Raw genomic sequence first — 24332 nt, 5'->3', positions numbered from 1 at the left:
CGGCCCGCAGGGCAGGAGCCGGCCGGCCCCCTGTACGCCCACCCCAAAACCAAGCTAAGCAATCAGTCATACGAACAGAAGGCGGATTCCCATGGACTTCCGAATGACCCCGCAGCAGATCGAACTCAAGCAGCGCGCCATCGCCTGGACCAATGAAATGATGCAGTACGAGCTGGACTGCGAAATGAACAACGGCCTGAGCGCCGAGCAGCATGTGAAGGTCAAACAGCTGATCATCAACCACGGCCTGGCCGCCATCAACATGCCGACTCAATGGGGCGGTGCCGGACTAGGCGTGCTGGAGCACGCCATCGTCTCCGAGGAGGTCGGCAAGCTTACCGGTGCGCTCTGGGACACCATGTGGCGACCGGCGAACGCGCTGAAGGCCTGCACCCCGGCCCAGCGCGAGGAATACCTGATCCCGGAAATCCGCGGCGAGCGGCGCGATGCGGTGGCGATTACGGAGCCGGAGGCGGGCTCAGACCCGCAGAATATTCAGACCACTGCCGTCAAGGACGGGGATTCCTACCTGATAAACGGTGAAAAGCTTTTTGTCACCATTGGGGATGTGGCCGACTTCATTTTGGTGCTGGCCAGCGTGGACGGCGCACCCACCATGTTTCTAGTGGATAAGGACCTGCCCGGCGTCTCGGTCAAGCGGGTCCCGCGGTATACCCACACCTTCGTCTACGAGCACCCGGAGTTCCTTTTCGAAGACGTCCGGGTGGGGGCGGACAAGATCCTGGGCGAGATCGGCCAAGGCTACGAGCTGACCCGGGACTGGTTTGTGGAGGAGCGGCTGATGATCGCAGCCCGTACCATCGGCGCCGCCGAAAGAGCCACCCTGCTGGCGGCGGAATGGGCCAAGGAGCGGGTGCAGTTCGGCAAGCCGATCCTGGACTTCCAGCTGATCCAGAACATGCTGGCCAAGAACACTGTGGACATCATGACCAACCGGGTGCTGACCTACCAGGTGGCATGGGAGGCGGACCAGGGGATGGACCGCAAGCTGCTCAATGCTAAGGCCGCGGTGATCAAGCTTGGTGCGTCGGAGGCCTCCAACCGTTGTGTGGACAACGCCCTGCAGATCTTCGGCGGCCGCGGCTATATGCGGGAGAACCCGGTGGAACGGCTGTGGCGCGAACTGCGCGTGGACCGGATCTGGGAGGGCACCTCGGAGATCCAGACCATCATCATCGGCAATGAAATCAACAAGCGCGGGGCCGAGGGTCTGCTGAGCTACGCCGGAGCGGTGCCGCGGTGACAGAAATCCCGGACCCTAGTGGTACCGAACCGTTGATTCAGCTGCAGGACCACGGCAAGGTGGTGGTCCTGCAGCTGAACCGGCCGGCCAAACTCAATGCGCTCTCCACAGCCTTGGAGCAGGAGCTGTTGGAGGTGCTGCGCTCGCCGGCGGTCGGTTCCGCGGCCGCCATCGTGTTCACCGGATCTGCCCGGGCTTTCTCCGCCGGTGCGGACACGTCCGAGCTGCCGCAGATGACACCGGAGCGGATCGCGGCCTATTACCGGGGCAGCGGGTCCGTGTACGACGTCGTTTCCCGGCTGCCGCAGCCGACGGTCGCCGCTATTTCCGGCTATTGTCTGGGTGCCGGCTTTGAGCTGGCACTGGCCTGCGACATCCGCATTGCCGACGAAACCGCGCAGTTCGGCCTGCCCGAGGTGGGACTCGGGATCCTGCCCAGTTCAGGGGGCCTGACCCGTCTGGTCCGGGCCGTGGGGGCGGCGGTGACGCGGGAAATCATCCTCTTCGGGGAGCGGTTTCCGGCCACCGAGGCGTACCGGCTCGGGCTGGTGCGTGAGGTGGTGGCCGCCGGTGAGGTTATGCCGGTGGCGCTGGAACGGGCCGGCTTCCTGGCCGCGCAGCCAGCTCTGGCCGTCGCCTGGACGAAGGCCGCCATCGATGCCGCCGCGGAGTCCTCCTCCGCATCCTCGCTGCTGATAGAGCAATTGGCCTACGCGGCGCTGAACAGATCGGCGGAGGAGGGGAAGTGAGCGGGATTGAACGTGTGGGAGTGCTTGGCTGCGGGCTGATGGGGGCCGGTATTGCCGAAGTCTGCGCGCGGGCCGGGAGCGCCGTCGTCGTGGTTGAATTTGACGACTCCGCCGTTGCCAACGGCCGCACGCGGCTCACGCAGTCCCTGGATAAGGCCGTCGCGGCCGGCAAGCTCGGCGGCGAGGACCGGGATGCCGCGCTGGCACGGGTCAGCTTCAGCACCGGGATTGAGGCTTTCGCGGACCGGCAGCTGGTGATCGAGGCGGTGCCGGAGATCCCGGAACTCAAACTGGCTGCCTTCCGCCGTATAGACGCGGCGGTGCGGGCCCCGGATGCCATTTTGGCCTCCAACACGTCCTCCATACCGATCAGCCGAATTGCGGCCGTGACGTCGCGCCCCGGCCAAGTCGTGGGCCTGCATTTCTTCAATCCGGTACCGGTCCTGAACCTGGTGGAACTGGTCTCCTCGCTGCTCACCGGCGCAGAAACACTCGAACGCGCCCGCGACTATGCCGCCGGAACACTGCGCAAAAAAGTTATTTACGCCAAGGACCGCGCCGGGTTCGTCGTCAATGCGCTGCTGGTGCCGTACCTGCTCTCCGCAATCCGCATGGTCGAAGCCGGCCATGCCTCGGCGGCGGACATAGACGCGGGGATGGTGAACGGCTGTGCCCACCCAATGGGACCGCTGCGGCTGACCGATCTGGTGGGACTGGACACCGTGCTCCACGTGGCCAACTCACTGTACGAGGAATTCAAGGAACCCCACTATGCAGCGCCTGCGCTGCTGATGCGCATGGTGGAAAGCGGGATGCTGGGGCGTAAGAGCGGTCACGGATTTTACAACTACGAATAAGGGGATGGCCATGGGATCGGTGCAGGAATCGCTGAAGGCCGAAGCACCAGGCAGTGAATCACAGCCCTCCGCAGCACAGGGGGCCGTGGCACGGGTGCCGGCGGCCCAGGCTACCGCGGAACACGTGACCGCAGTGCATCAACAAGGGTTTGATTCGTTGGGCCCCACGGTGCACAGCACAGTAGTCGCCTCCGGCCGGGAAGTGAACTTCATCGATGAGGGGGATGCCGGGTGGCAGCCTCTGCTGTTCCTGGGCGGCGCCGGTACCACCGTGCGCGCCTTTGGCCTGCTGGAGTTCGCGCGTTCCCTGCGCGAGCAGCTGCAGGTACGGGTGCTATCCGTCGAACGCAACGGGCTGGGGCAGACGCCGTTCAATCCCACGGTCGGATTTGCCGAATACTCGGCCGACGTCTGGTCGCTGCTGGACAGTCTTGGCATCGACAAGGTCTCTGTGGTCGCGATCTCCGGCGGTGGACCATACGCCGCCCAGCTGGCCGCTGCCCATCCTGGCCGGGTGCGCTCACTTCACCTGGCGTGCGCCTTCTCCGAGTATCTGGACGGACCCGGCGCACGCTATGACGTGGCGGCGGTTGCCGCGGATCCGGTGGCCTGGTGGAAATTTCCGGCGGACAGCCCCGTGCACCGGATTCCAGGCTTCGATGATTCGGTGGTCGAGGAGGCCACCCGCGGTGTATTCGCCCGCGGGCGGGACGTTGCGCCGGAGGGCCTAGTGCAGGCTTTCGACCTCTATAGCACCGTTCCGCTGCCCGAACTCGGCGCTGTCCACGCACCGGCCTTTCTGTATTGGGGCCGTGCCGACTCCACCGTCCCGCTCGCCCATCTGAAGACGTGGCGTTCGGCTTTACCGAACGTGATTGAGGAGCGGATTTACGACGGTGAAGGACATGATGTGCAGTACCGGCACTGGGACCAGATCCTGGCCGATGTGGCACACCTCGGCGGTGTGCTGGTGGTCAATGATGGCGGGAACACCATCCTGGCCACCCCCGGCCGGGCCCAGGAGATCCTCGACTCCGGGGGTTCACTGGGGCTGGCCGCCTGGGGCTGAGCCCGCTGCCGGTGCTGGTTCGTCGGATCACTCCAATTGAGCATCCTTTACGTATCCAGCGGAATGCCAGCCGTGTGCGCTGGGTTGGAGAGCATATGAAGCGAATAGGTTTCCTTTCCTTTGGCCATTGGGGTCCGCTCCAGGGCTCCGGCACCCGCACCGCCGCGGACGCGCTGCTGCAAAGCATCGATCTGGCCGTGGCCGCGGAGGAACTGGGCATAGACGGCGCATTCTTCCGGGTCCATCACTTTGCCCGGCAACTGGCTTCCCCGTTCCCGCTGCTGGCCGCGATCGCCGCGAAGACCAGCCGGATCGAAATGGGCACCGCCGTGATCGACATGCGCTATGAAAATCCGCTCTATATGGCGGAGGAAGCCGCGGCCACGGACCTGATCAGCGCCGGGCGGCTGCAGCTGGGCATTAGCCGCGGCTCACCCGAGCCCGCCCTTGACGGCCCGGCGTCGTTTGGTCACATTCCGGTGAAGGATGAGACGCAGGCGGAAATGGCGCGCCGGCACACGGAAGAATTCCGGCACGCCCTTACCGGTGCCGGTATTGCCCGCGCGGGCACCGGCTACCACGGCGGCGGTCCGGCCGCCCTGCTGCCGGTCCAGCCGTCGTCGCCCGGGCTGGGGGAGCGGATCTGGTGGGGCGCCGGGACCCGCGCAACCGCCGTGTGGGCGGCCCAGCAGGGAATGAACCTGATGAGTTCCACCCTGCTCACCGAGGACACCGGAGTACCGTTCGACCAGCTCCAGGCCGAGCAGCTGCGGCTGTTCCACGAGACCTGGAACCACACCGGGAACGGTGCCGGCACCGGCCCTGGGCGCCGGCCGCTGACGTCGGTCAGCCGCAGCGTGCTGCCCGTGGTCGACGACGAGGACCGCTACTACTTCGGACAGTCGGGGCAGGCGGGCAGCCGGGACCAGGTCGGGGTGCTTGACGGCGCCATGTCCCGGTTCGGCAAGAGCTACATCGGCGAGCCGGACGCGCTGGCCGAACAGCTGGCCGCCGACGAAGCCGTGCGGGCCGCCGATACGCTGCTGCTGACTGTGCCGAACCAGCTGGGTGTTGCGTACAACGCCAAGCTGCTGGCCAACGTGGCGAAGTACATTGCCCCGGCGCTCGGCTGGACGGCGGCGGCGTCGGCATAAGTGCGGCAGTCCCCTTCCAGAACCTCGCCGTACCTTCCCGGGGGCGCCAGCTGACCAGCTGGGCCTGTGCAGGCCGCCGCAACGGGACTACCGTGGATGCACCAGTACCGCCAAGTGTGAGGTGTCAGCCATGAATCGAGTCCAGGGTAAAGTCGCTGTAATCACCGGAGGTGCAAGCGGGATCGGTCTCGCGGCAGCGAAGCTGCTCGCCGCTGAAGGGGCCGCTGTCGTGATCGGCGACCTAAAGCCGGAGCAGGCCGAAGCGGCTGCGGCGCAGATCACCGAGGCCGGCGGCAGGGCCCTCGGGATCGCTGTTGACGCGATGGAGGAGGCGTCGCTGACCGCCCTCGTCGAGGCGGCAGTTCAGGAGTTCGGCGCGCTGCAGATTATGTGCAATCACGTCGGCGGCAGCAACCCGCGCAAGGACCTGGACCTGCTGCGCCTGGACATGGACGAATTTGACCGGACCATGCGCCTGAACGTGCGCAGCACCGTGGTCGGCTCGCGTGCGGCGCTGCCGCACATCATCGCCGCCGGCGGAGGGTCGATCATCAACACCGCGTCTGTGGGCGGGCTTTCCGGGGACTTCCTCCAGGTCTCCTACGGCACGGCGAAGGCAGCGGTGATCCGTCTGACCCAATACGTCGCGACGCAGTACGGGGCGCAGAACGTGCGCTGCAATGCCATTGCCCCGGGCGCGATCATGACCCCGGCGCTGCGTGACAACCTCTCGGCTGAGGCTATCGAGTCCATCCGTTCGCACAACGCCCTGCCGTTCATTGGCGCGGCGGAAGACATCGCTCAGGCCATGTTGTATCTGGCGTCCGACGAGTCGCGCTACGTCACCGGACAGTGCCTGGTGGTCGACGGCGGGATGAGCAGCCACTCCTCGATCGCCGAGGACCGTCGAAGCCTGCTGCCTGACAGCCCCGCCGGCTGACCCGGCGTTGGGGACGTACAAGGGAGCGTGTGATGAGCACCAGTTCCCTCATCCAAGCCCGGACGAAGATGACTGAAAGCGGCCAAACGCCAATACCTTGGGAAGAAGTTAAGGCCGAACTCGGCCTCACATGAGCTATGCCATCCAGACCGCGCCGCCCGCGGCACGCCAGCTCGCCGGGAACACGGGCGACTAAGGATTTGTTCTGGCACCTCCAGCCGTGCAGCCGGCAGGGGAAGTGTGCACGAATCCCCCTCGTCGGCATTGCCCGTTAGCCTAGTCCTGACACCTCGTAGACGTTCCCAACTGCCGGCAGATGCATGAGCACTCGCTGGACCGGTTTGCCGGTAGCGGCCTCGATGGCATCGGCGTAGGCCTTCATCTGGCCGAGGTACTTGGCCCGGATGTGGCCTACAGGATCGCTGCCGGGGTACGTTTTGTGGTCCACCAGCACGTACCCGTCCGGCCCTTCCAGCAGCAGGTCAATCCAGCCTTCCATCGTCTGGCCCTGTGGGCGCCACCCGATGGCGGCCTCACGGTGGCGTTTCCAGCCAGAGAATTCCGCGTCGAGGTAGGCCTCGAAGCGTTCGCCAGCTGCCAGGAGCAGGTCCGCGCGGACGGTTTGGCTCACGCCCCAACGCTGAACCAGGCGTTCCGCGGAACGTATCCGGGCGGTTTCGTTCAGCGAACGGAACTCGGTGCCGAGGTAGGCGTGCACGGCACTGCCGACGGCACCCCAGTCGTCCGAGCCGTGCTGTGCAAGCCGCGGTCCGAGCTCGGCGACGGCGTGAACCTGAGCCCCGATCCCGGCAGAACCGAGGGAACTCGCTTTGAGGCGGGCGGCCTTGCGGACCGCCGCCGGCGGCTGGGATAAATCGATGTAGCGGGGCGTCCAGGTGCGGACCGGAGGAACTGCTGCTGCAGGTTCCAAGGTCTCCACTCGCGCTGCGAGCCGGGTATCGCCGCCGACCAGAATGACGCCGTTGGCGCCAGCGCCGGTGCCCGCGTCGGCGGCATCGTCCCCGGTTTCGGCCCGCCAACTCATGAGGTCCGGGACGCCGAGGTTGTTCAGGAGCGCGGGGGTGCCGTTTTTACCGGTCAGCACGGTGATTTCTTTGGCGCGGCTCATCCCGACGTACATGAGACGAGCCATGTTCCGTCGCTCGCGGCCCTCGGCCTCCTGGGCCACGCTGCTGGTCTTGGCGCGTTCGTCCAGTGGTGAACCGCCATAGGGGAAGGGGCTGGGCCAGAAGCGGACCCAGCGACCGGCCAGCGGCTGGGCAAGATTCAGTGCGACGTCCTGCACGACGGCGGGGCCGAAGGACGAGAACCGGAGGTCCTTGTCCAGCGCCTCAAGCACGACGGCCTTCCATTCGAGGCCCTTGGCCTTGTGATAGGTGAGGACATTGACGACGTCGGGGCCTGAGTTTTCGGCGGACTGCTGCTCCTCGCCGGCGAAGAAATCCAGGAATCCCCGGAGCGTGGCAGGGGAGCGGAGGGCCAGGCACCGTTCGTAATACTGGTCGATGCTGCCGCGGAGTGCGTCCAGATTGCGTAGTCGTGTCTCCGGTGTTGACCAGCCCGCAATCAGCTCCGATAGACCCAGCGCACCGACCACTGCCTCGAAGACCGCCGTCGGAGAGGCTGAGGAAGCGTCCGCGCGCAGGGCACCTAGCGTGGCCAGGACCGGCGCCGTCTTCCAGGACGCAAGGACCGCGGCGGGCCCGGGCGTTGCGAGCAGTTCCTGCTGCCAGGTTCCGTGGTCCGGATGGCCCGGGTGGATGGCAACGAGTTCCGTCAGAGCCACGGTGTCATAGGCGTCGGCGACGTAAGCCATCGCTGCGCGGGCCAGTTGCACCTCCCGGGCGGAGCCCAGGGTGCGGGCGCTGCGGCTTGCCCTGAGCCCAAGGCCATCGAGCGCTGCCGAGATGGTGAGGACGTCGGCGTTTGACCGGGCCAGGACTGCAACGTCGCACGGGCGCAGGTCGCGGTGCCGCGCGAGAAGTGAAGCGACGCCCGCGGCTGTGGCACGGAGCCGTTCGCCGTCATTGGTTTGGGGTCGGGTCCACGCCTCAAGATGCCCGACGGGGTTGCCGCTGCGCCCGGGCGGAAGTTCCAGGTGCACCGATTCCGGGCTCATCCCGTGCTCGGCGAAGACCTGCTCGAAGACGGTATTGGACAGGTCTATGACGTGTTGCTGGGACCGCCAGGTGTAGGAGAGCTGTTCCCGGCGGGGCACCTGCCTGACAACGGCTTCCATGAGCTCGGGGTCCGCGCCGCGGAATCCGTAGATCGCCTGCTTGGGGTCGCCGACCCAGACGGCTTGCTCAGCCAGGGAGCTCAGTTCGAGGAAGAGGGCAAGCTGCAGCGGACTGGTGTCCTGGAACTCGTCGACCACCAGGAAACGGATGCGCCCCGCGAACGCCCGGCGGAAGGCCTCGTTGCGCTGGGCCAGCTGGAGGACTCGGGCTTCCTGGTCCACGAAGTCCATCAGGCCGTGGGCGTCCTTGAATTCCTGATATGCCTCAAGGCATTCGGCGGCGCAGACAAACACGCCTCGGATGTAGCCTTCGAGGTCCTCGTGCAGAGCCGGGTTGGCGAGCAGCTCCGCATGGATGTCCTGCCGGAGGCTCAGAAAGATCGGCTTGAGCGGGCCCGCCGGGCTGCTTAAGCAAAAGCCCCGCCACACCTCCCAGGGAACGTCCTTGACGTCGCGCAGAGTGGCGAGCTTGGCCAGCAGCTTGGGGTGCTGGTCCAGGAAGCCGGCGCTGGTGACGTTGGCCTTTTTCCCATTGGGCATCAGCCCGCTGGCCAGCACCTGCTCCAGTTCGGATTCCGCAGCGCGCAGCTGGGTCAGCCACTCGGGCCGCCGGTCAGCCCCGGGTGTGTCCAGAAGCTGACGGAGCCCGGCCCATGACCGGTCGGCGCACGCCGGCAGGTCGGCAGCGGTCAAAAGATTTGTCCGGGCGGCATCGACAATGGAGCGGACGGTGTCCTCCCAGGTCGCCGCGTCCCGCGCTCCTGTTCCGTCAAAGCCCAGCCGGTGCGCCACCGGCAGGATCTCCGGGGCATGCGCCGCGAGGACTTCATCCGTGGCCAGCCGGAAAATGGAGTCCAGTTGTTCTTCACCGATCACCTCGAGGGCCGGGGACAGGCCGGCGTCGATGGCGTACTCCTGGAGCAGCTGTCCGCAGACGCTGTTGACCGTTCCAATCAGGCTTGAGCCAAGTTCCTGGGCCGCCAGATCCAGTGCCGACATTCCGCCGCCTGCGCCGGTACCCCCACCGGCCTCGGACGCCCGGTCCAGCAGCCGGCCGGCGATCCGCTCACGGAGCTCACCGGCCGCCTTCTTGGTGAACGTGGTGGCCATGATCGAGGCAGCCGGGACGCCGGCTTCGATTTGCTCCACGATCTTAGTTGTCAGCGTGTAGGTTTTGCCGGTTCCGGCGCTCGCCGAAACCATCGTGACGTTATCCAGCCGGCTCACGAGAAGTCCCCTTTCAGGCCGCAGAGCGTGCCGAAGTTGCAGTAGCGGCAGTTCGGCTTGACGTACAGACGTCCTGCTTCGGCGGCTTGGGCGGGAGCGTCCAAGCCCTCCGCCGGCAGCGCATCCTCGGCGGGTTTGGCTGCCGTGACCCGGCCAGCGAGGACCTCCTCGAGGGTGAATTCGGCGGCCCGAACGGTTTTCCGCCAAAGTTCCGAGGGTTCCTGGGTGCGCGGAAGCTTGGCGCCGAAGTGCCCGTGGGCGGAGGCGAAGCTGCGCTGCTTGAACAGGTAGTACGCGGTCGGGTTGTCAGAAGGAAAGTCGCCCTCGCCCAGCGCCCATTGATAGAGGGCAAGCTGCAGTGCCTCGCCGTCCTGAATTTCCGCCCTGCGGTACTTATCCGAGTTGGACCACTTAAGGTCCACCACAGTCCTGTGACCCGCCTCGTCAATGCCTACGGCGTCTGCGCGGCCGCTCACCGGGATCAGGTGTTCGGTGCCGCCGGCGGTCAGGCGGAGTTCCTTGCGGAACTCTTCTTCCATCCCCTGCAGCACCACTCCGCCGCGCTGCAGCTGCTCGAAAAAGGTGGCGACGGCGGTCTCCAGCGTGCTCTGCACCGCATGCCGGCGCGCTTTTTCGCCGGGCAGCAGCAGCTCCGAGGCGAAGTGCGGGAGGAGCTGCCCGATGGTGTTCCGCACCTCCTCGGCGGACGGCACGGCGCGGTTTTCGGCGTTCAGCTGACCGTGCAGCACCTCGACGACCTTGTGCGCGAAGGAGCCGAGCATTCGGTTTTCCGACGGGATCTGGGCTGCGTCGGGAATGCGCAATTTCGACTTGTACTGGAGCACCCAGGACAGGGAGCATCCGAGGAGGGTGTTGAGCTGGCTGAAGGAAAGGGTCTGCGGAATCAGGGTCTGGTTGGCGCCGACTTCCAGCACCGGGGCCGGGGCTTCCGGCCGGCGCAGCTGTGCCGGGGTCAGTCGGCTGGTCCTTCCCATCAGTTCCCAGTGTCCGTCCTCACCCGTGAGAGTCATCGCCGCGACGCTGCGGTGAAGAATCCGCTGCTCCATTGTGCGGCCGGCGGGCGAGGGCTGCCGGGCCACCAGGCCCTCAAGCAGCGGGTTGCCATTCAGGCGTTCGCCGTTGCGCTGTGCGATTTGGACGATGAGCAGCCGGCGGGCGTGCCCGGCGCAGGCCACGGACTGTTCGACGGCGAGGGCAGTGAGCTCCTCTGGCGACGGCAGGTGCACACCCATGCGGGCGAGGGTCTGAACGTCGTGCGTTTCCCAACGCTGCACGGCGGGCGTCGTTGCGGACTGGAAACCCCACCACAGCGCATCCTCGACGTCCTCGCCGAGCTCAACGAGGTGGTTGAGCCGCAGCCACGGTGCCGCTTCGGCGGGCAGGATGGATTCCGAGGCGGGTGTCACGACGGCGGCAATGATCCGCCGGAGGTCCTGCCGCGAAACGTCGGGCAGTGGTTCCAGCAGCGCCAGCACGCGTTTGAGTTGGGCCGCGGTGGCCTGCAGCCGCGGCTCGACGGCGGCCCGTGCGTTGACGACGGCGGCGAACCACTGCGCGGCGGCGAGCAGCGACCGACCGTCCACGGTGCCGCTGGCGGGCAGCAGTCCAGTGTTGAACGCCGTGTCCAGGGTGGCTGCCAGCGCGGGGCCGAGGTCCGCGTCACCGGCGATTTCCTCAACGGCTTTTTGCCAGGCTTCCCCGCCGGTTCCGGGCTCCTCCCGCAGCGCGCGCAGGAGGAAGCGCCCTGCCTTGAGCCGCACTGGAGTGTCCGGCAGGGTCAGAAACTCGACGAGCAGGTGCACGTTGACGGGGGCCCAGATGAGTTCAAAGAACAGCGGAATCAGCTGATCCTGAGCCTGCCACGGGGACTGGGCTCCGACCCCAAGACGAGGCTGCCCGTGGCCGGTTAGATACTGGTCCAAAACGGAGGTGGAGTCGGAACAGACGACGGCGGTGCGCCCGTTGTCAGCCGCTGCCAGCCACCGGGCCGTATGCTCGGCAGCCTCCCATTCAGTCTCCGCGTTCAGGATGGTCAGCTGTGGCTGCGTTCCGGGGCGGGCAGCCTCGCTGACGTGGACACCTCGGCTGCGGAGCGCGGCAATGAGCCGCCGCCAAACGGCGGGAAAGGTTACCTCTGGGTGCTGTAGCACTAGCTCATCGATGCCCAGCGGCAGCGGCGACGCCTGTAGTTCGTCGAGGATTTCGACGAGATCGTCGGCGAGCGACGGCGCCAGCCCGCCGTCGGCTTGCTCGGCGGCAGCGAGCGTGTGCAGCAGCGGTGACGGTCCGTCGTCGTCCGCTCCGTTCAGAGGCTCCGGGAGCCGTCCGTCCCAACCGTTGGAGACCGCGTCATCGCGGGCTGCGAGCAGTTCCTGCGCCGTGGACCAGGCATCCACGCCAAAGGACGCGTGAAACCACGCGGCCGGGGAGTCGATGCTCTGCAGACGCTCCAGATACTGGCTCACCCGCTCGGCGTTCGGCGTGTCAGGCCGCGTGAGACCGAGGCGGGTCTGCAGGAGGCCGATCAGGTTCTTGCGGCCGACGCGGACCCGGTTAAGGCCGGGCGCTGCGAAGGCCCACGGCGCGCGGTCCAGGAACCAGCCAAACTCAATAATCATGTATCCCCCATAGATAGCCCCTCTGCCGTTCTATCACGCTATCCAGAGCGTCCGACATTATGGTGGCAGCTGCCGCGCCCTATGCGGAGGCGGGCTCCCAGACTGTGGCCCTATTGCGCGCACGGCTCATCGCCGGAGCGCCTCCATGAACGCAGCGCCGCTGCACGGCGAATACTGCTCTTTCCTCCGCGTCATCACGCGTCCATGTCGTCGCTCTCCGCTAGCCCGGTCAAGGGAACAATTTCGCGGGGGGGACAAATGAGGACTGAATCGCTCATTCGCTTGTGCGGGGCCTCTACGAGTCGCTTTACCCCGACGTACTGGCTGCTCGTTTGGCCGCTCAACCGGACCTTACCTCCACATTCGAAAGGGTCGACGACGACACCTCACCCGAGGTCCGGGCAGCGTACCATCGACGGTCAGGAGGACACCTAGACTCGCGTTATCGCACCTGCTCGTGCAAAAGTGCGGCTGAACGAATTCAGCCCTGACATGCTGGACAGGTTCTTGAACAACGTCGCCAGCGACCATCCGGCCACCGCACGACACTCAAGAATTGTCCTCACCTCCGCAACCTGCAGGACCTTGAGGACGCCATTAGGACGTCATGCTGCCCGATTCCTGCGGGCCGGCTGCTGCATTGGCGAGGCGCAGCCAAGTGTCCACCACGGTGTCCGGGTTCAGCGACACGGAATCGATGCCTTCGCCAACCAGCCACTGAGCAAAGTCCGCGTGGTCGCTGGGCCCCTGCCCGCAGATCCCCACGTATTTCCCCCGGGCCTTGCAGGCCGTGATGGCCATGCTCAGCAGCTTCTTGACGGCGGGGTTGCGTTCATCAAAGCTGCCGGCGACGATGGCGGAATCGCGGTCCAGACCCAGGGTCAGCTGGGTCATATCGTTGGAGCCGATGGAGAACCCGTCGAAGTGGTCCAGGAATTCATCGGCCAGCAGTGCGTTGGCGGGCAGCTCGCACATCATGATGACCTCCAGCCCGTTTTCGCCGCGGCGCAGTCCGTTCTCCGCGAGCAGGTCGATCACGCCGCGGCCCTCGTCCAGGGTGCGCACAAAGGGGATCATCAGCTTGACGTTGGTCAGACCCATCTCATTGCGCACAAAGGACAGGGCCTCGCACTCGAGGTCGAAGCAGTCCCGGAAGGACGGCTCCAGATAGCGGGAAGCGCCGCGGAAGCCGAGCATCGGGTTTTCTTCATGCGGTTCGTAGGCGGGTCCGCCAAGCAGGTTGGCGTACTCGTTGGACTTGAAGTCGGACATGCGCACAATCACCGGTTGCGGCGCGAACGCGGCGGCGATGGTTGCCACCCCTTCGGCCAGGCGCTTGATGTAGTAGTCGCGCGGACTGTCGTAAGCGGCAATCCGCTCCCGGATTTGCGCTGCCACGTCCGCCGGTTGTTCGTCCACGTTGAGGAGTGCCTTGGGGTGGATGCCGATCTGGCGGTTGATGATGAACTCCAGCCGGGCAAGGCCGACACCGTGGTTGGGCAGTTGCGCGAAAGCGAACGCCTGCTCCGGTGTGCCGACATTCATCATGACCTTGACCGGGGCCTCGGGCAGCTGGGTGATCTCGGTTTCCTGGACACTGAAGTCCAGAAGTCCTTCGTAGATCAGCCCGGTCTCACCTTCGGCGCAGGAGACAGTCACCTCGGTGCCGTCGGCGAGGATGTCCGTGACGTCTCCGGTGCCGACGACGGCGGGAATCCCCAGTTCGCGGGCGATGATCGCCGCGTGGCAGGTGCGTCCGCCCCGGTTGGTGACGATGGCGGACGCGCGCTTCATGATCGGTTCCCAGTCCGGGTCGGTCATGTCGGCGACGAGGACGTCACCGGTTTCGAAGCCGGCCATCTGGTCGATGGCGGTGAGGATGCGGACGCGGCCGGCGCCGATGCGCTGGCCGATGGCACGGCCCTCAGATAGCACCCGGCCGGTCTCGTTCATGAGGAAGCGGCTGAGCCGGCCCGCGGGCCGGCGGGACTGCACGGTCTCCGGGCGGGCCTGCAGAATGTAGAGGCCACCGTCGATTCCGTCTTTGCCCCATTCGATGTCCATGGGACGCCCGTAATGACGCTCGATGGCGAGGGCATGACGCGCGAGCTGTTCGACGTCGTCGTCCGTGATGCTGAAGCGGTTCCGCAGTGCAGCCTCGACCGGCACAAAATCAATGGTGCGGCCGATGTCACGGTTGGCCGTGTACGTCATCTGGAGCGCCTTCTCGCCCAGTCCGCGCTTGAGGATGGCGGGTCGGCCCGCCTCGAGAGCGGGTTTGTATACGTAGAACTCGTCCGGGTTGACGGCGCCCTGGACCACGGCCTCGCCGAGGCCGTAGGAGGAGGTGACGAAGACGGCGTCCTGGAACCCGGATTCGGTGTCCATGGTGAACATGACGCCGGATGCCCCGATGTCGGAACGCACCATGCGCTGGACCCCGGCCGACAGCGCCACCTCGGCGTGCTCGAATTTGTGGTGCACCCGGTAGGCGATGGCACGGTCGTTGTAGAGCGACGCGAACACGTCCTTGATGGCCAGCAGAATGTTGTCGATGCCCCGGACGTTCAAAAAGGTTTCCTGCTGCCCGGCGAAGGAAGCATCCGGAAGGTCTTCCGCCGTCGCGCTGGAACGGACAGCCCAGGAAAGGTCCGTTGAGCCCCCGTGCTTGTCCACCAGCTTCTGGTAGGAGGTGCGGATCTGGGCTTCAAACTCGGGCCGGAAGGGCGTCTGCCGCATCAGGGTCCGGATTTCCTGGCCCGCCTCGGCCAACGCGGTCACGTCATCGGTGTCCAGGCCGACCAGCCTGTCGGCAATTGTCCGATCCAGGCCCGAGTCGGCCAGGAAGCTGCGATAGGCGTCCGCCGTGGTGGCGAACCCGTCCGGCACCTGGACGCCGGCCGAGGTCAGGTTCGCCACCATCTCACCGAGAGAGGCGTTCTTGCCGCCCACCCGATCCAAGTCCTTGAGTCCGAGTTCTGAGAACCACAGGATGTCTGTCGTCATAGGTCATTATTCCTTTGCAAGCGGCGGCATGTGCGGCGCTGCCTCGGTGTTCGGCAAACACCGGTGGAAAGCGTCCCCGTCCACCGTGGCAGGTTTCCGCCAGGTTTTCCATGTGACGTGTGCCACGCATGACTTGTGAAACTTTTCTCTAATGCTTGAGCTGCATCCGCTGCAGGATGGTGGCAGCCATTTCCTCCACAGACACGCTGGCCGAATTCAGGTAGGGAATCCCATGCGAGACATACAAAAGTTCGGCGCTGCGCAGCTCAAAGCCGCACTGGCGCAGCGAGGCGTACGGGGAGCCGCGACGGCGTTCGGTGCGGACCTGGCTCAGGCGGAGGGGATTGGAGGTAAGGCCAAAGCACTTCTTAACAAACGGCCGCAATGGCTTCGGGAGCCCCTCCCGTTCAAAATCTTCGTCCACGAGCGGGAAGTTCGCGGCGAAGATGCCGTGCTGCAGCGCCAGATACATGGTGGTGGGCGTCTTGCCGCAGCGGGAGGGGGCCACCAGAATGACCTGGGCCTTTTCCAACGCCCGCAGGCTCTGACCGTCATCATGTTCCATGGCGTATTCGACGGCAGTCATTCGGGATTGATAGCGGGCGGCGTTTCCCAGACCATGCGCACGGCCCGGTTCGCCGCTGGCAGGGGTGCCAAGGGCCCGTTCCAGTTGGCCGACGTTCGTCCCGATCAGGTCCACCATCGTTCCCTTGCATCGGGCCAGGGTCCTGCGGATGTCGCCGCCGACGGCGGTGGAAAAGACGATCGGTGCCGGGCCGCGGGCGGCGAGTTCATCGATGGTGTCCACGACCGCCTGCGCCTGTTCGACGGTCATGATGAAGGGGACCGTCGTGCGGTCAAAATTGTTGACGGGGAACTGCGTCAGCAAGGTGTTGCCGAGAGTTTCTGCGGTGATGCCCGTACTGTCCGAGAGGAAGTACACCGGGCGGGGAATGTCATCAGTCATGAACGCATTCTCCCCCAATGTCGCGGCGATGCCGACGGCGGAGTTTAATTCCGGTGGGGTGCTCGGCGTCCGTGCGGGCCGGGTGCCTGCCGCGGAACTCGTTGATGTGGGTGAGGCACGACGGCGGCAGGCTGGTTCCGGTGCCGACGGAACCTGAGCGGCTGGCCAGCGGCCCCTGGTTCCTGAATGTCTCCGGCACCACATACCCTGGCAAAGTGAACAACATTGGGGGAGAACCGCCGGAGCTATTGGCTGAAGGTCTATACGAGTCGCTGCGCACGCGCCGGTTGAGCGAGCGAGTGGCCGGCCAGCAGGAGCTGTTGTCCGTGTTCGAAGCGGTCGACGACGACGCATCCCCTGAGGTTCTGGCCCGGCATATCGGCGACTTGGCACGCGCAGCGCTCGTGCAGGCCAGGCCGCAAGAGCGGGTCGCCCTGGCAAACAATCTCCTGCACGCGCTGCAGCATCCGGACACCATCCACCCGGGTCCGCAGGAACTGAGATCCCTCGCCGCTCCGGCCGGCCTGCGCCGTCGTAATCTCCGCCGCCCCACCACCAGGCTGAGCGACGCCGCCCTGCTCACCAACGGCAAGGACGATCCGAACCTCGCCGCGGAGATCCGCACCGAGATGGCGTCGGCCAGCCGGGTTGATCTGCTCTGCGCCTTCATCCGCTGGACAGGGCTTCGTTTGCTGGAACCGGCACTGCTGGAGCTGCGGGACAGGGGCATCCAGCTGCGCGTCCTGACCAGCACCTATATGGGTGCCACTGAACGCCGGGCCATTGATGATCTGGTGACAAAGTACGGTGCCGAGGTACGGATCAATTATGAAACCCACGCCACGCGTTTGCACGCCAAAGCATGGCTCTTCCGCCGCAACACCGGCTTCGATACGGCCTACGTGGGCAGTTCAAACCTCAGCGCCGCGGCCATGCTGGATGGCCTCGAATGGAACGTCCGGCTGTCCTCGGTGGGCACGCCAAAGCTGCTGCAGAAGTTTGAAATCACCTTTGACAGCTATTGGGAGCAGCGCGCGTTCCAGCCCTACGATCCGGAGAACGACGGCGACAAGCTGGATGCCGCGCTGGCCCGCAACGGCGGGCGGGCAGTAAGCCGGCCGGACACTTTCACGGGTCTGGAGGTGCAGCCGTACCTTCATCAGCAGGAGATGCTCGAGGACCTTGAATCGGCGCGCGCAATCCACGGCCAGCACCGCAATCTGCTAGTCGCCGCGACCGGGACCGGCAAGACAGTTGTCGCCGCGCTGGATTATCAGCGCCTGTGCGCAGCAGCCGGCCGTGACCTGACGCTGCTCTTCGTCGCACACCGGCAGGAAATCCTCAAGCAATCCCTGGCCACCTACCGGAACGTCCTGCAGAGCGGTTCATTCGGTGAGCTCTACGTGGGTGAGCACAAACCCAAGGACTGGAAGCACGTCTTCGCGAGCGTCCAGTCCCTGGCTGCCCTCGGGATCGGGACCATCGAACCGGGCCATTTCGACGTCGTCGTGATTGATGAATTTCACCATGCCCAGGCACCCACCTACCGTGCCATCCTGGACCATCTGCAGCCGCAGGAACTGCTCGGTCTGACGGCCACCCCTGAGCGCGGCGACGGTATCAACGTCGCCGACCAGTTCTTCGGCGGCCGGACCGCCAGCGAGCTGCGCCTCTGGGATGCGCTGGAGGCGGATCTGCTGGTCCCGTTCCACTACTTCGGTGTGGCCGACGACGTCGACTTGAGCCAGGTGGAGTGGAAGCGCGGCAACTATGACACCGGGCAGCTCGACCGGCTCTACACCGGCAATGATGCCCGCGCGGCCAAGGTCATCAAAGAGCTCCGCGACAAGGTCACCAGCACCGATGGCGTGCGTGCGCTCGGTTTCTGCGTGTCCGTGCAGCACGCGCACTACATGGCCGAGGTCTTCAACACCGCCGGTATTGCCGCCGTCGCCGTCTCCGGGCAGACGCCCGACGACGAACGTGCGGACGCGCTGCGGCGGCTCAGGAGCTGCGAACTGAACGTGATCTTCGCCGTCGACCTCTTCAATGAGGGGCTCGACCTGCCCGAGGTGGACACGATCATGCTGCTTCGGCCTACCCAAAGTGCCACGGTCTTTCTGCAGCAACTTGGCCGCGGGCTGCGCCGGGCCAAAGACAAGTCCGTGCTGACCGTGCTGGACTACATCGGCCAGCAGCGCCGCGAGTTCCGCTTCGACGCCAAGTACCGCGCCTTGACCGGGCTCAGCCGGAAGGCCTTGGAAAAAGCCGTCATCGACGAATTCCCGTTCCTGCCGTCCGGCTCTCAGATTGTGCTGGACCGGGTGGCTCAACAGATTGTGCTGGCGAACCTCAAAGCGCAGCTTCGGTTCAACCGGGCCCAGCTGGTCACCGACGTGCGCTCGCATGCTGAACTGCTGCTCGAGGACTTCCTGCGTGAATCGGGCAACTCGCTGCAGGACGTGTACCGCAAGACCGGCGATTCCTGGACCGCGCTGCTGCGCGACGCCGGTCTGCTCGAGGATAGCGAGCTGGATAACGACGGGATGGCCGGCGGCGCCCGTCCCATGCCGGTTACTGTCGATTCCGAACGGTCCGTTGCCGAAGAACTTCTTATTCTCAAGCGCATGACCCAACTGCTCTGCATTGACGATCCCGAACGGGTGGACGCTTATACCCGGCTCACCTCGCCCGACGCTCAACGCTACGACGACCTTGGACTGCGCGAACAGACCTTCGCCCGCATGCTCTTCTTCGCGCTCTGGCCCGAAGCCGGCGGCTTCACGTCCTACGACGAAGGCCTTGAGTATCTCCGGCAGTTCCCCCATGCCTGCGCCGAAATCCAGCAACTGGCAGCGCTGGGCCTCAAGCGCTCGCGGTATGCGCCCAAAGGATTGGGGCTCGGTCTTCAACACGTCCCGCTCTACTCCCACGCCACTTATCGCAGGGAAGAGATCCTCGCCGCCCTCGGATATTTATCCGTGCATGGCCGGAAAGCCCGGCACCGCGAGGGTGTAGCGTGGAGTGCGGAGACCAAGACGGACGCCTTCTTCGTGACCCTGGAGAAGGACGCCAAGGACCGCGCCGCGTCCATCATGTACAAGGACTACGCGCTCAGTGAGGACCTGTTCCACTGGGAATCGCAGAATTCAACCTCACCCGAGAGCCCTGTCGGGCAGCGGTACCTGGACCACAAGGCATTCGGCTCACAGATCCTGCTCTTCACCCGGGCCCGCGAAAACGATGACACGGGCATGACCATGCCCTACACCTGCCTTGGTCAGGTCGACTATGTGCAGCATTCGGGGACCAAGCCGATCGCCATCAACTGGAAGCTACAGCGCCCGATGCCCTCGGACGTGTTTGTGGTCGCCAGCGCGGTGGCTTTGTGACTCAGCCAATTTTTCAACTGTCCCATTTGCGGCGCGGACTTCGACGAGAAGAAACTCGCAAATGTGCTACCTCGACCAGGGGAATGACCTGGACGACTGTGCGCTGTCCGGGATAAGCATCGAACGAATTCGTAGGGCCCCTGGCAATGGCACTCGAGCCAAAGAGGTCATCGTGGATGATCTGACGGCCGTAGGCCAGTGTCCGGTTTGCGGAAAAACCAAGCAGCTCGCCCACCATTCTAGGCGGGTCGCTAACCACGCGTCGCCCGACGGCCCCCTGTCCCGGCAGTAAGTGGGAAGCCGAGAACATACGCGTAGTTCCCAGCCAATGATGTCCAGAGCACGTAAAGGAGTGATCGTTGGGCCTGGGGCCATAGCGGCGATTTCCTCCCAATGGGGCAGCTGGGTTGCTAAATCATTCTGCAGCGCTTCGAGCCACGCTCAGCGATAGTTGGCTCGACTTCTGCCGTCTTTCTAGGGCACAGTGGCGCCGGAAACTCCGCTATAGCAATGCTTGATGTTGTCGTCGAAGAGCGGGAGCAGCGCCGGGCGAACCCGGTGAAGGACTTTAGACAGTGTTGTAAGCCGGACGCATTTAGCAGGTGTGGATTCGAGCACTCCAAATAACCGCACTATCGCCTTGTCCGTTTCGTCGCTGGCAGATGCCAGGTCAGCGGCGAGTGCTGGATCCTCACATCGAACCAACATCGCACAGGCAAACGTTGCCTGACGAGGCACTAGCCTGGAACCGTTCCATACACGCGGCGATAGTCCGCTTCGTGTTGGCGGCGGCCAACCAAGCGGTAAAGCAGTCGCACGAAACCGGGTAGGCCTGCCTTCATCCATGCTGTCCGTTCCTCGGGCGTCAACGGGTTGAGGATATACCCGAGTTGGACCATCAACCGGTTTTTCGGAACACTCGCCCGTCCGAGGGCCTGGAACTTGTTCCATTCGCGTTGGCTCATTGTCATTGATGCGACAGGGAGCATCTTGTCCTCTTCCCGGCCGAGATGCAGGGCAAGCGTGGCATTGACCTCGTCGAGAATTCCAGCAACCACCTCCCCGGCTGCCGGATCTGCGCTTTCCTGCCACTGGGACAGCTGGGCATCGAGCTTGTCGAGGAGCGCCACCACATCCGCGTGTTGGGCCTTCATTTGCGAGACGTGTAGGGCGCATGCCGGAGAACGTGATTCCAACGTGTCCCAAAGCCGCTCATCCTCAGTCGCGTGATGATGACGGAGTGCCGACGCAAATTCTGCGATATGGCAGCCGACTATCATCGAGCGTCCTGTATCCCCAGGCAGGACTTCTCGAACGAGCTGGGGAGCCTGGGAAAATTGCTGGCGAAACATTCGATGGATCACCACCATCTCGCTGGTATCACACCCGCGAAACTCAGCGGTTGACGCGTTTCCATTAGGGCGCGAGTCGTTGTCCATCACGTAGTCCTTCGCACGAAGATGGAAGAAATCTACATCGAAACGGAATGCCCGTCTACGCGATTCGCACCTCTAGAATTTATGGTCGCCTTGAGCGGTAGCAAACCTACGCCCGGACACAGGGATTGCCGTCCCGCTCTGCGGCAGTGCAACAGGCCGTCCGTCTCCTGCGGCACGTCGGGTTGGATGCTGCGTACACCGCAGCCTGGGAAGAATGGGAGACAGCTGGCGAGCAGGCTGTCTGGGACGAACCCACAGGAGACGGGCTGGCGGATGCGGCGAGGTGAGGTCCGGCTGGTGGACCTCAACCCTGTCCGGGGTAGCGAAGCGGACAATCGGCGTCCGGCGGTCATCGTCAGCAATGATCGCGCCAATTCGACGGCGGAGCGGCTGGGTCGCGGGGTGGTGACGGTTGTGCCCATGACCAGCAACGTCAGCAGGGTATTTCCCTTCCAGGTGTTGCTTCCCGTGGAAGTGACCGGGTTGCGGGTCGATTCCAAGGCGCAGGCGGAGCAGGTCCGGTCGGTCGCAGTAGAGCGGCTGGGACCGGTCCTCTGCCAACTCTCAGCGGCGACCATGCACGGTCTAGATGAGGCGCTTCGCCTGCACTTGCAGCTGTAGCTTTGGGAGTGTCGGAGCCCGTAGCAAACGGGGGTACCCGTCCGGGCGGACATGGCGGCGCCTACGCTGCCCACAATGATCCTGGAAGGACTCGTCCTGTCGGTACTCGACACCGACCCGGTAGGCGGGTACCCGCGCGTGGGCTGGCCGGTTAGCTCAGGAAGTCCTGGCGCTGGCGGCCCAGCCCTTCGACCTCGATCTCCAGCACGTCGCCGGCTTTCAGGTAGGGGAAGCGGCCGGAGAGCGCGACGCCCTCGGGTGTGCCGGTGCAGATCAGATCGCCCGGTTCCAGCACCAGGTACTGGCTGAGGTCATGGATCAGCGTCTCGACGTCGAACACCATGCCTGACGTCGTCGAATTCTGCCGGGGTTCGCCGTTGACCCAGCTGCTTAGCCGGAGATTGCCGGCGTCCACTTCATCGGGGGTCACCAGGTAGGGTCCGGTGGGGCAGAAACCGGGGAAGTTCTTGCCCTTGGACCACTGGCCGCCGGAGATGTTGATCTGGAAGTCGCGTTCGGAAAGGTCGTTGACGGTGACATAGCCGGCGATGTATTCCCGGGCGGCTTCCTTGGAGTCCAGGTAGGACGCGGTCTTCCCGATGACCACCCCGAGTTCGACTTCCCAGTCGGTCTTGGTGGATCTGTGCGGAATGGTGACCGGATCATTCGGACCTGACACAGTATTGGGGGTTTTCAGGAAGATGATGGGCTGCTCCGGCGGCAGGGAGCCGGACTCGGCGGCATGGGCAGCGTAGTTCTGGCCGATGCCGATGACGGCGGACGGGCGGGCTATGGGGGCGCCGTAGCGGACGCCGTCGGCGGGAACTTCGGTCAGTTCGCCGGCCGCCAGCGCGGCGGCCGCCTTGGCGGGCCCCCCTGTGGCGAGGAAGGCGCCGTCGATGTCCGCGGTTAAGGATTGGAGCGAAAACAGCCGCTGCTCGTGGACCAGGACGGGGATCTCTGCGCCGTGGGGTCCGACTCGGGCGAATTTCATCTGGCTTCCTTTGGTTGCTGTCCGGCAGGAGATGGTCAACGGCTGGAGCGGCTTGGCGATCCCGCCCAGTTCCTCATGGGATACCAAAGTGTATGCCGCAGGGGTGGGCGTACCGCAAGCCGTGTGGCTATTGTGTCGCCCGTTGACTGCAATTCATGGAGTCGGGGATGGATCGGTGAAGGAAATAATCCGCGATACAAAATACTTTTCTCAATTTTGGTTGACAGTGATCTACACCACGCCGTACTCTCATTTTTGGGATCCCAAATCTTTACCTCACCGTCGAGGCGACGGCGCCCGTACCCCGAGCTGTCAGTCCATCCAAAGGATTTCTCCAATGACTATCAATGAACCCACCGTTCAGGTTGAAGCCGAAAGGCCGCCAACCACCGAACCACTGATTAAGCGCCGGCCCACGAAGGTGCGCTGGAAGCTCTTCGTCCTGCTCCTTGTTCTGGTCACCCTGAACTATGTGGACCGCGGCTCTATTTCCGTTGCCATGCCGCTGATTCAAAAGGAATTCAACCTTTCCCCCGAAGTGATCGGCCTGCTGCTGTCGGCCTTCTTCTTTGCCTATGCGCTCATGCAGGTCCCGGCCGGCTGGCTGATCGATCGTTTTGGCGCCCGCAAGATGGTCACCGCGTCGTGTGTTGGCTGGGGCCTGGCCACCGCAGCCTGCGGGCTGGCCTGGAACTTCGCCAGTCTCTTCACCGCCCGCGCGGCTATCGGCATCACGGAGGCCGGCATCATGCCCTCCGGTGGCAAGCTGAATGCGACGTGGATGCCACAGAAGGAACGCGGCCGTGGGGCAACGATTTTGGACGCTGGAGCCCCCTTGGGTGCGGGCCTCGGCGGTCTGATCATTGCCAGTCTCATCGCGCTGACCGGTGGCTGGCGGGGAGCATTCATTGCCGTCGGCATCGCCACCGCCGCCTTTGGTTTCCTTGCCTGGTGGTACATCCGTGACAATCCCCGGCTGCACAAGAACGTCAACGAGGGCGAACTCGCCTACATCGAGGCCAGCCACGCCGAAGAGGACGCCAAGGCTGAAGCCGCTAAGGGTGCCGGCCGGCGTGGCCTGCTGCCGTACCTGAAATACCGCTCCTTCTGGTCCATGTGCTTTGGCTGGTTCGGCTTCAACGGCGTCTTTTACGGCCTGCTGACCTGGGGCCCGCTGTACCTCTCGCAGGCAAAGCACTTCAACCTGGCGGCGGTTGGCTGGGGAACCTTCGCGATCTTCGGCGCCGGCTTCGTTGGCGAACTTCTGGGTGGTTTCATCGCCGACTGGTGGCAGACCAAGGGCGCCTCCGCCAACCTGGTCATGCGGACGCTGCTGGGCATCTCCAGCCTGATCGTTGTCCTCGGCCTGGTGGGCGTGACCGTCGTATCCGACCCGCTGACCGCCGTCCTGCTCCTCTCCGCCGTCTTGTTCTTCCTGCGCTGGGTGGGCCTGTTCTGGAGCATTCCCGCACTCCTCGGCGGCCGGGCCAACGCCGGCATCCTGGGCGGAGCAATGAACCTGAGCGGAAACATCAACGGCTTCATCACCCCCATCGCGGTGGGACTGATCGTCGGAGCCACCGGCGGGTACACCTGGGCGCTGCTCTACTTCGTCGGCTCCGCCGTCATCATGGCCGTCTCCGTCCTGACCATGGACTACAGCCGCCGCCTCCCGGTCTAAGCCAACCGACGCGTCACCTCCCTCACGGGGATCCGCCTGCGCGCGGGCCTGCTCGTCCGGCAGCCGGATCCCC

General features: G+C 64.8%; 17 protein-coding genes. 10 read left to right on the top strand and 7 right to left on the bottom strand.

What is annotated here, in order from left to right; translation table 11 throughout:
* Window positions 1-91: 91 nt before the first annotated feature.
* From OS914_RS13430 to OS914_RS13405, 6 genes are all read left to right on the top strand, one after another.
* On the top strand, window positions 92-1264 hold the full coding sequence (locus OS914_RS13430) for an acyl-CoA dehydrogenase family protein (protein ID WP_267546566.1): 1173 nt from the start codon (window positions 92-94) through the stop codon (window positions 1262-1264).
* On the top strand, window positions 1261-2013 hold the full coding sequence (locus tag OS914_RS13425) for an enoyl-CoA hydratase/isomerase family protein (protein WP_267546565.1): 753 nt from the start codon (window positions 1261-1263) through the stop codon (window positions 2011-2013). Before OS914_RS13430 ends, OS914_RS13425 begins: the two co-directional genes overlap by 4 nt.
* On the top strand, window positions 2010-2870 hold the full coding sequence (locus tag OS914_RS13420) for a 3-hydroxybutyryl-CoA dehydrogenase (protein WP_267546564.1): 861 nt from the start codon (window positions 2010-2012) through the stop codon (window positions 2868-2870). Before OS914_RS13425 ends, OS914_RS13420 begins: the two co-directional genes overlap by 4 nt.
* A gap of 4 nt (window positions 2871-2874) precedes the next feature.
* Complete coding sequence (locus OS914_RS13415) at window positions 2875-3939, top strand: alpha/beta fold hydrolase (protein ID WP_267546563.1); 1065 nt, start codon at window positions 2875-2877, stop codon at window positions 3937-3939.
* 95 nt (window positions 3940-4034) lie between these two features.
* Entirely contained in the window at window positions 4035-5093 is a 1059-nt protein-coding gene (locus tag OS914_RS13410) for an LLM class flavin-dependent oxidoreductase (RefSeq protein ID WP_267546562.1), read from the top strand.
* A 130-nt stretch (window positions 5094-5223) separates the two neighbouring features.
* A complete protein-coding gene (locus OS914_RS13405; protein ID WP_267546561.1) occupies window positions 5224-6033 on the top strand; it encodes an SDR family NAD(P)-dependent oxidoreductase in 810 nt (269 codons plus the stop codon).
* A gap of 271 nt (window positions 6034-6304) precedes the next feature.
* On the opposite strand, the gene OS914_RS13400 is transcribed toward OS914_RS13405, so the two are convergent.
* From OS914_RS13400 to OS914_RS13385, 4 genes are all read right to left on the bottom strand, one after another.
* Window positions 6305-9520 (bottom strand): UvrD-helicase domain-containing protein, encoded by a 3216-nt coding sequence (locus OS914_RS13400; protein WP_267546560.1) that lies wholly within the window; start codon window positions 9518-9520, stop codon window positions 6305-6307.
* Window positions 9517-12159: a PD-(D/E)XK nuclease family protein gene (locus OS914_RS13395; RefSeq protein WP_267546559.1), complete on the bottom strand. Its 2643-nt coding sequence runs from the start codon at window positions 12157-12159 to the stop codon at window positions 9517-9519. Before OS914_RS13395 ends, OS914_RS13400 begins: the two co-directional genes overlap by 4 nt.
* A 597-nt stretch (window positions 12160-12756) precedes the next feature.
* A complete protein-coding gene (ppsA, locus tag OS914_RS13390) occupies window positions 12757-15165 on the bottom strand; it encodes a phosphoenolpyruvate synthase (protein ID WP_267546558.1) in 2409 nt (802 codons plus the stop codon).
* A 148-nt stretch (window positions 15166-15313) separates the two neighbouring features.
* Window positions 15314-16132, bottom strand: a complete 819-nt coding sequence (locus OS914_RS13385; protein WP_267546557.1) for a pyruvate, water dikinase regulatory protein — start codon at window positions 16130-16132, stop codon at window positions 15314-15316.
* Between OS914_RS13385 and OS914_RS13380 the strand changes: the two genes are divergently transcribed.
* Together OS914_RS13380 and OS914_RS13375 are read left to right on the top strand one after the other, a co-directional pair.
* On the top strand, window positions 16131-16289 hold the full coding sequence (locus OS914_RS13380; RefSeq protein WP_267546556.1) for a hypothetical protein: 159 nt from the start codon (window positions 16131-16133) through the stop codon (window positions 16287-16289). The two genes, OS914_RS13385 and OS914_RS13380, sit on opposite strands and share 2 nt — an antisense overlap.
* Before the next feature lie 91 nt (window positions 16290-16380).
* Entirely contained in the window at window positions 16381-19524 is a 3144-nt protein-coding gene (locus OS914_RS13375) for a DEAD/DEAH box helicase (protein WP_267546596.1), read from the top strand.
* A gap of 474 nt (window positions 19525-19998) precedes the next feature.
* Here OS914_RS13375 and OS914_RS18270 read toward each other — a convergent pair whose 3' ends face one another.
* Both OS914_RS18270 and OS914_RS13370 read right to left on the bottom strand, forming a co-directional pair.
* Complete coding sequence (locus tag OS914_RS18270) at window positions 19999-20232, bottom strand: DUF6308 family protein (protein ID WP_420713952.1); 234 nt, start codon at window positions 20230-20232, stop codon at window positions 19999-20001.
* 29 nt (window positions 20233-20261) lie between these two features.
* On the bottom strand, window positions 20262-20894 hold the full coding sequence (locus tag OS914_RS13370) for a hemerythrin domain-containing protein (RefSeq protein ID WP_267546595.1): 633 nt from the start codon (window positions 20892-20894) through the stop codon (window positions 20262-20264).
* Window positions 20895-21236: 342 nt separating this feature from the next.
* On the opposite strand from OS914_RS13370, the gene OS914_RS13365 reads away from it, so the two are divergent.
* Complete coding sequence (locus OS914_RS13365) at window positions 21237-21584, top strand: type II toxin-antitoxin system PemK/MazF family toxin (RefSeq protein WP_267546555.1); 348 nt, start codon at window positions 21237-21239, stop codon at window positions 21582-21584.
* 151 nt (window positions 21585-21735) lie between these two features.
* Here OS914_RS13365 and OS914_RS13360 read toward each other — a convergent pair whose 3' ends face one another.
* A complete protein-coding gene (locus OS914_RS13360; RefSeq protein WP_267546554.1) occupies window positions 21736-22578 on the bottom strand; it encodes a fumarylacetoacetate hydrolase family protein in 843 nt (280 codons plus the stop codon).
* 337 nt (window positions 22579-22915) lie between these two features.
* Here OS914_RS13360 and OS914_RS13355 point away from each other — a divergent pair, with 337 nt between their 5' ends.
* Window positions 22916-24259 carry an MFS transporter gene (locus OS914_RS13355; RefSeq protein WP_267546553.1) on the top strand — a complete coding sequence of 448 codons (1344 nt, stop codon included), beginning with the start codon at window positions 22916-22918 and terminating at the stop codon, window positions 24257-24259.
* Window positions 24260-24332 lie beyond the last annotated feature (73 nt).

Source organism: Arthrobacter endolithicus (assembly GCF_026627425.1).
GTDB lineage: Bacteria > Actinomycetota > Actinomycetes > Actinomycetales > Micrococcaceae > Arthrobacter_M.
This window is presented reverse-complemented; position numbering and strand designations above follow the sequence as displayed.

Excerpts from the sequence above, each read along its gene's own strand:
- OS914_RS13410 (WP_267546562.1), top strand. The coding sequence starts at position 4,035 with ATGAAGCGAATAGGTTTCCTTTCCTTTGGCCATTGGGGTCCGCTCCAG.
- OS914_RS13380 (WP_267546556.1), top strand. The coding sequence starts at position 16,131 with ATGAACGCATTCTCCCCCAATGTCGCGGCGATGCCGACGGCGGAGTTT.
- OS914_RS13405 (WP_267546561.1), top strand. The coding sequence starts at position 5,224 with ATGAATCGAGTCCAGGGTAAAGTCGCTGTAATCACCGGAGGTGCAAGC.
- OS914_RS18270 (WP_420713952.1), bottom strand. The coding sequence starts at position 20,232 with ATGTTGGTTCGATGTGAGGATCCAGCACTCGCCGCTGACCTGGCATCT.
- OS914_RS13370 (WP_267546595.1), bottom strand. The coding sequence starts at position 20,894 with ATGGTGGTGATCCATCGAATGTTTCGCCAGCAATTTTCCCAGGCTCCC.
- OS914_RS13355 (WP_267546553.1), top strand. The coding sequence starts at position 22,916 with ATGACTATCAATGAACCCACCGTTCAGGTTGAAGCCGAAAGGCCGCCA.
- OS914_RS13430 (WP_267546566.1), top strand. The coding sequence starts at position 92 with ATGGACTTCCGAATGACCCCGCAGCAGATCGAACTCAAGCAGCGCGCC.
- OS914_RS13395 (WP_267546559.1), bottom strand. The coding sequence starts at position 12,159 with ATGATTATTGAGTTTGGCTGGTTCCTGGACCGCGCGCCGTGGGCCTTC.
- OS914_RS13385 (WP_267546557.1), bottom strand. The coding sequence starts at position 16,132 with ATGACTGATGACATTCCCCGCCCGGTGTACTTCCTCTCGGACAGTACG.
- ppsA (WP_267546558.1), bottom strand. The coding sequence starts at position 15,165 with ATGACGACAGACATCCTGTGGTTCTCAGAACTCGGACTCAAGGACTTG.
- OS914_RS13415 (WP_267546563.1), top strand. The coding sequence starts at position 2,875 with ATGGCCATGGGATCGGTGCAGGAATCGCTGAAGGCCGAAGCACCAGGC.
- OS914_RS13365 (WP_267546555.1), top strand. The coding sequence starts at position 21,237 with ATGCGGCGAGGTGAGGTCCGGCTGGTGGACCTCAACCCTGTCCGGGGT.
- OS914_RS13360 (WP_267546554.1), bottom strand. The coding sequence starts at position 22,578 with ATGAAATTCGCCCGAGTCGGACCCCACGGCGCAGAGATCCCCGTCCTG.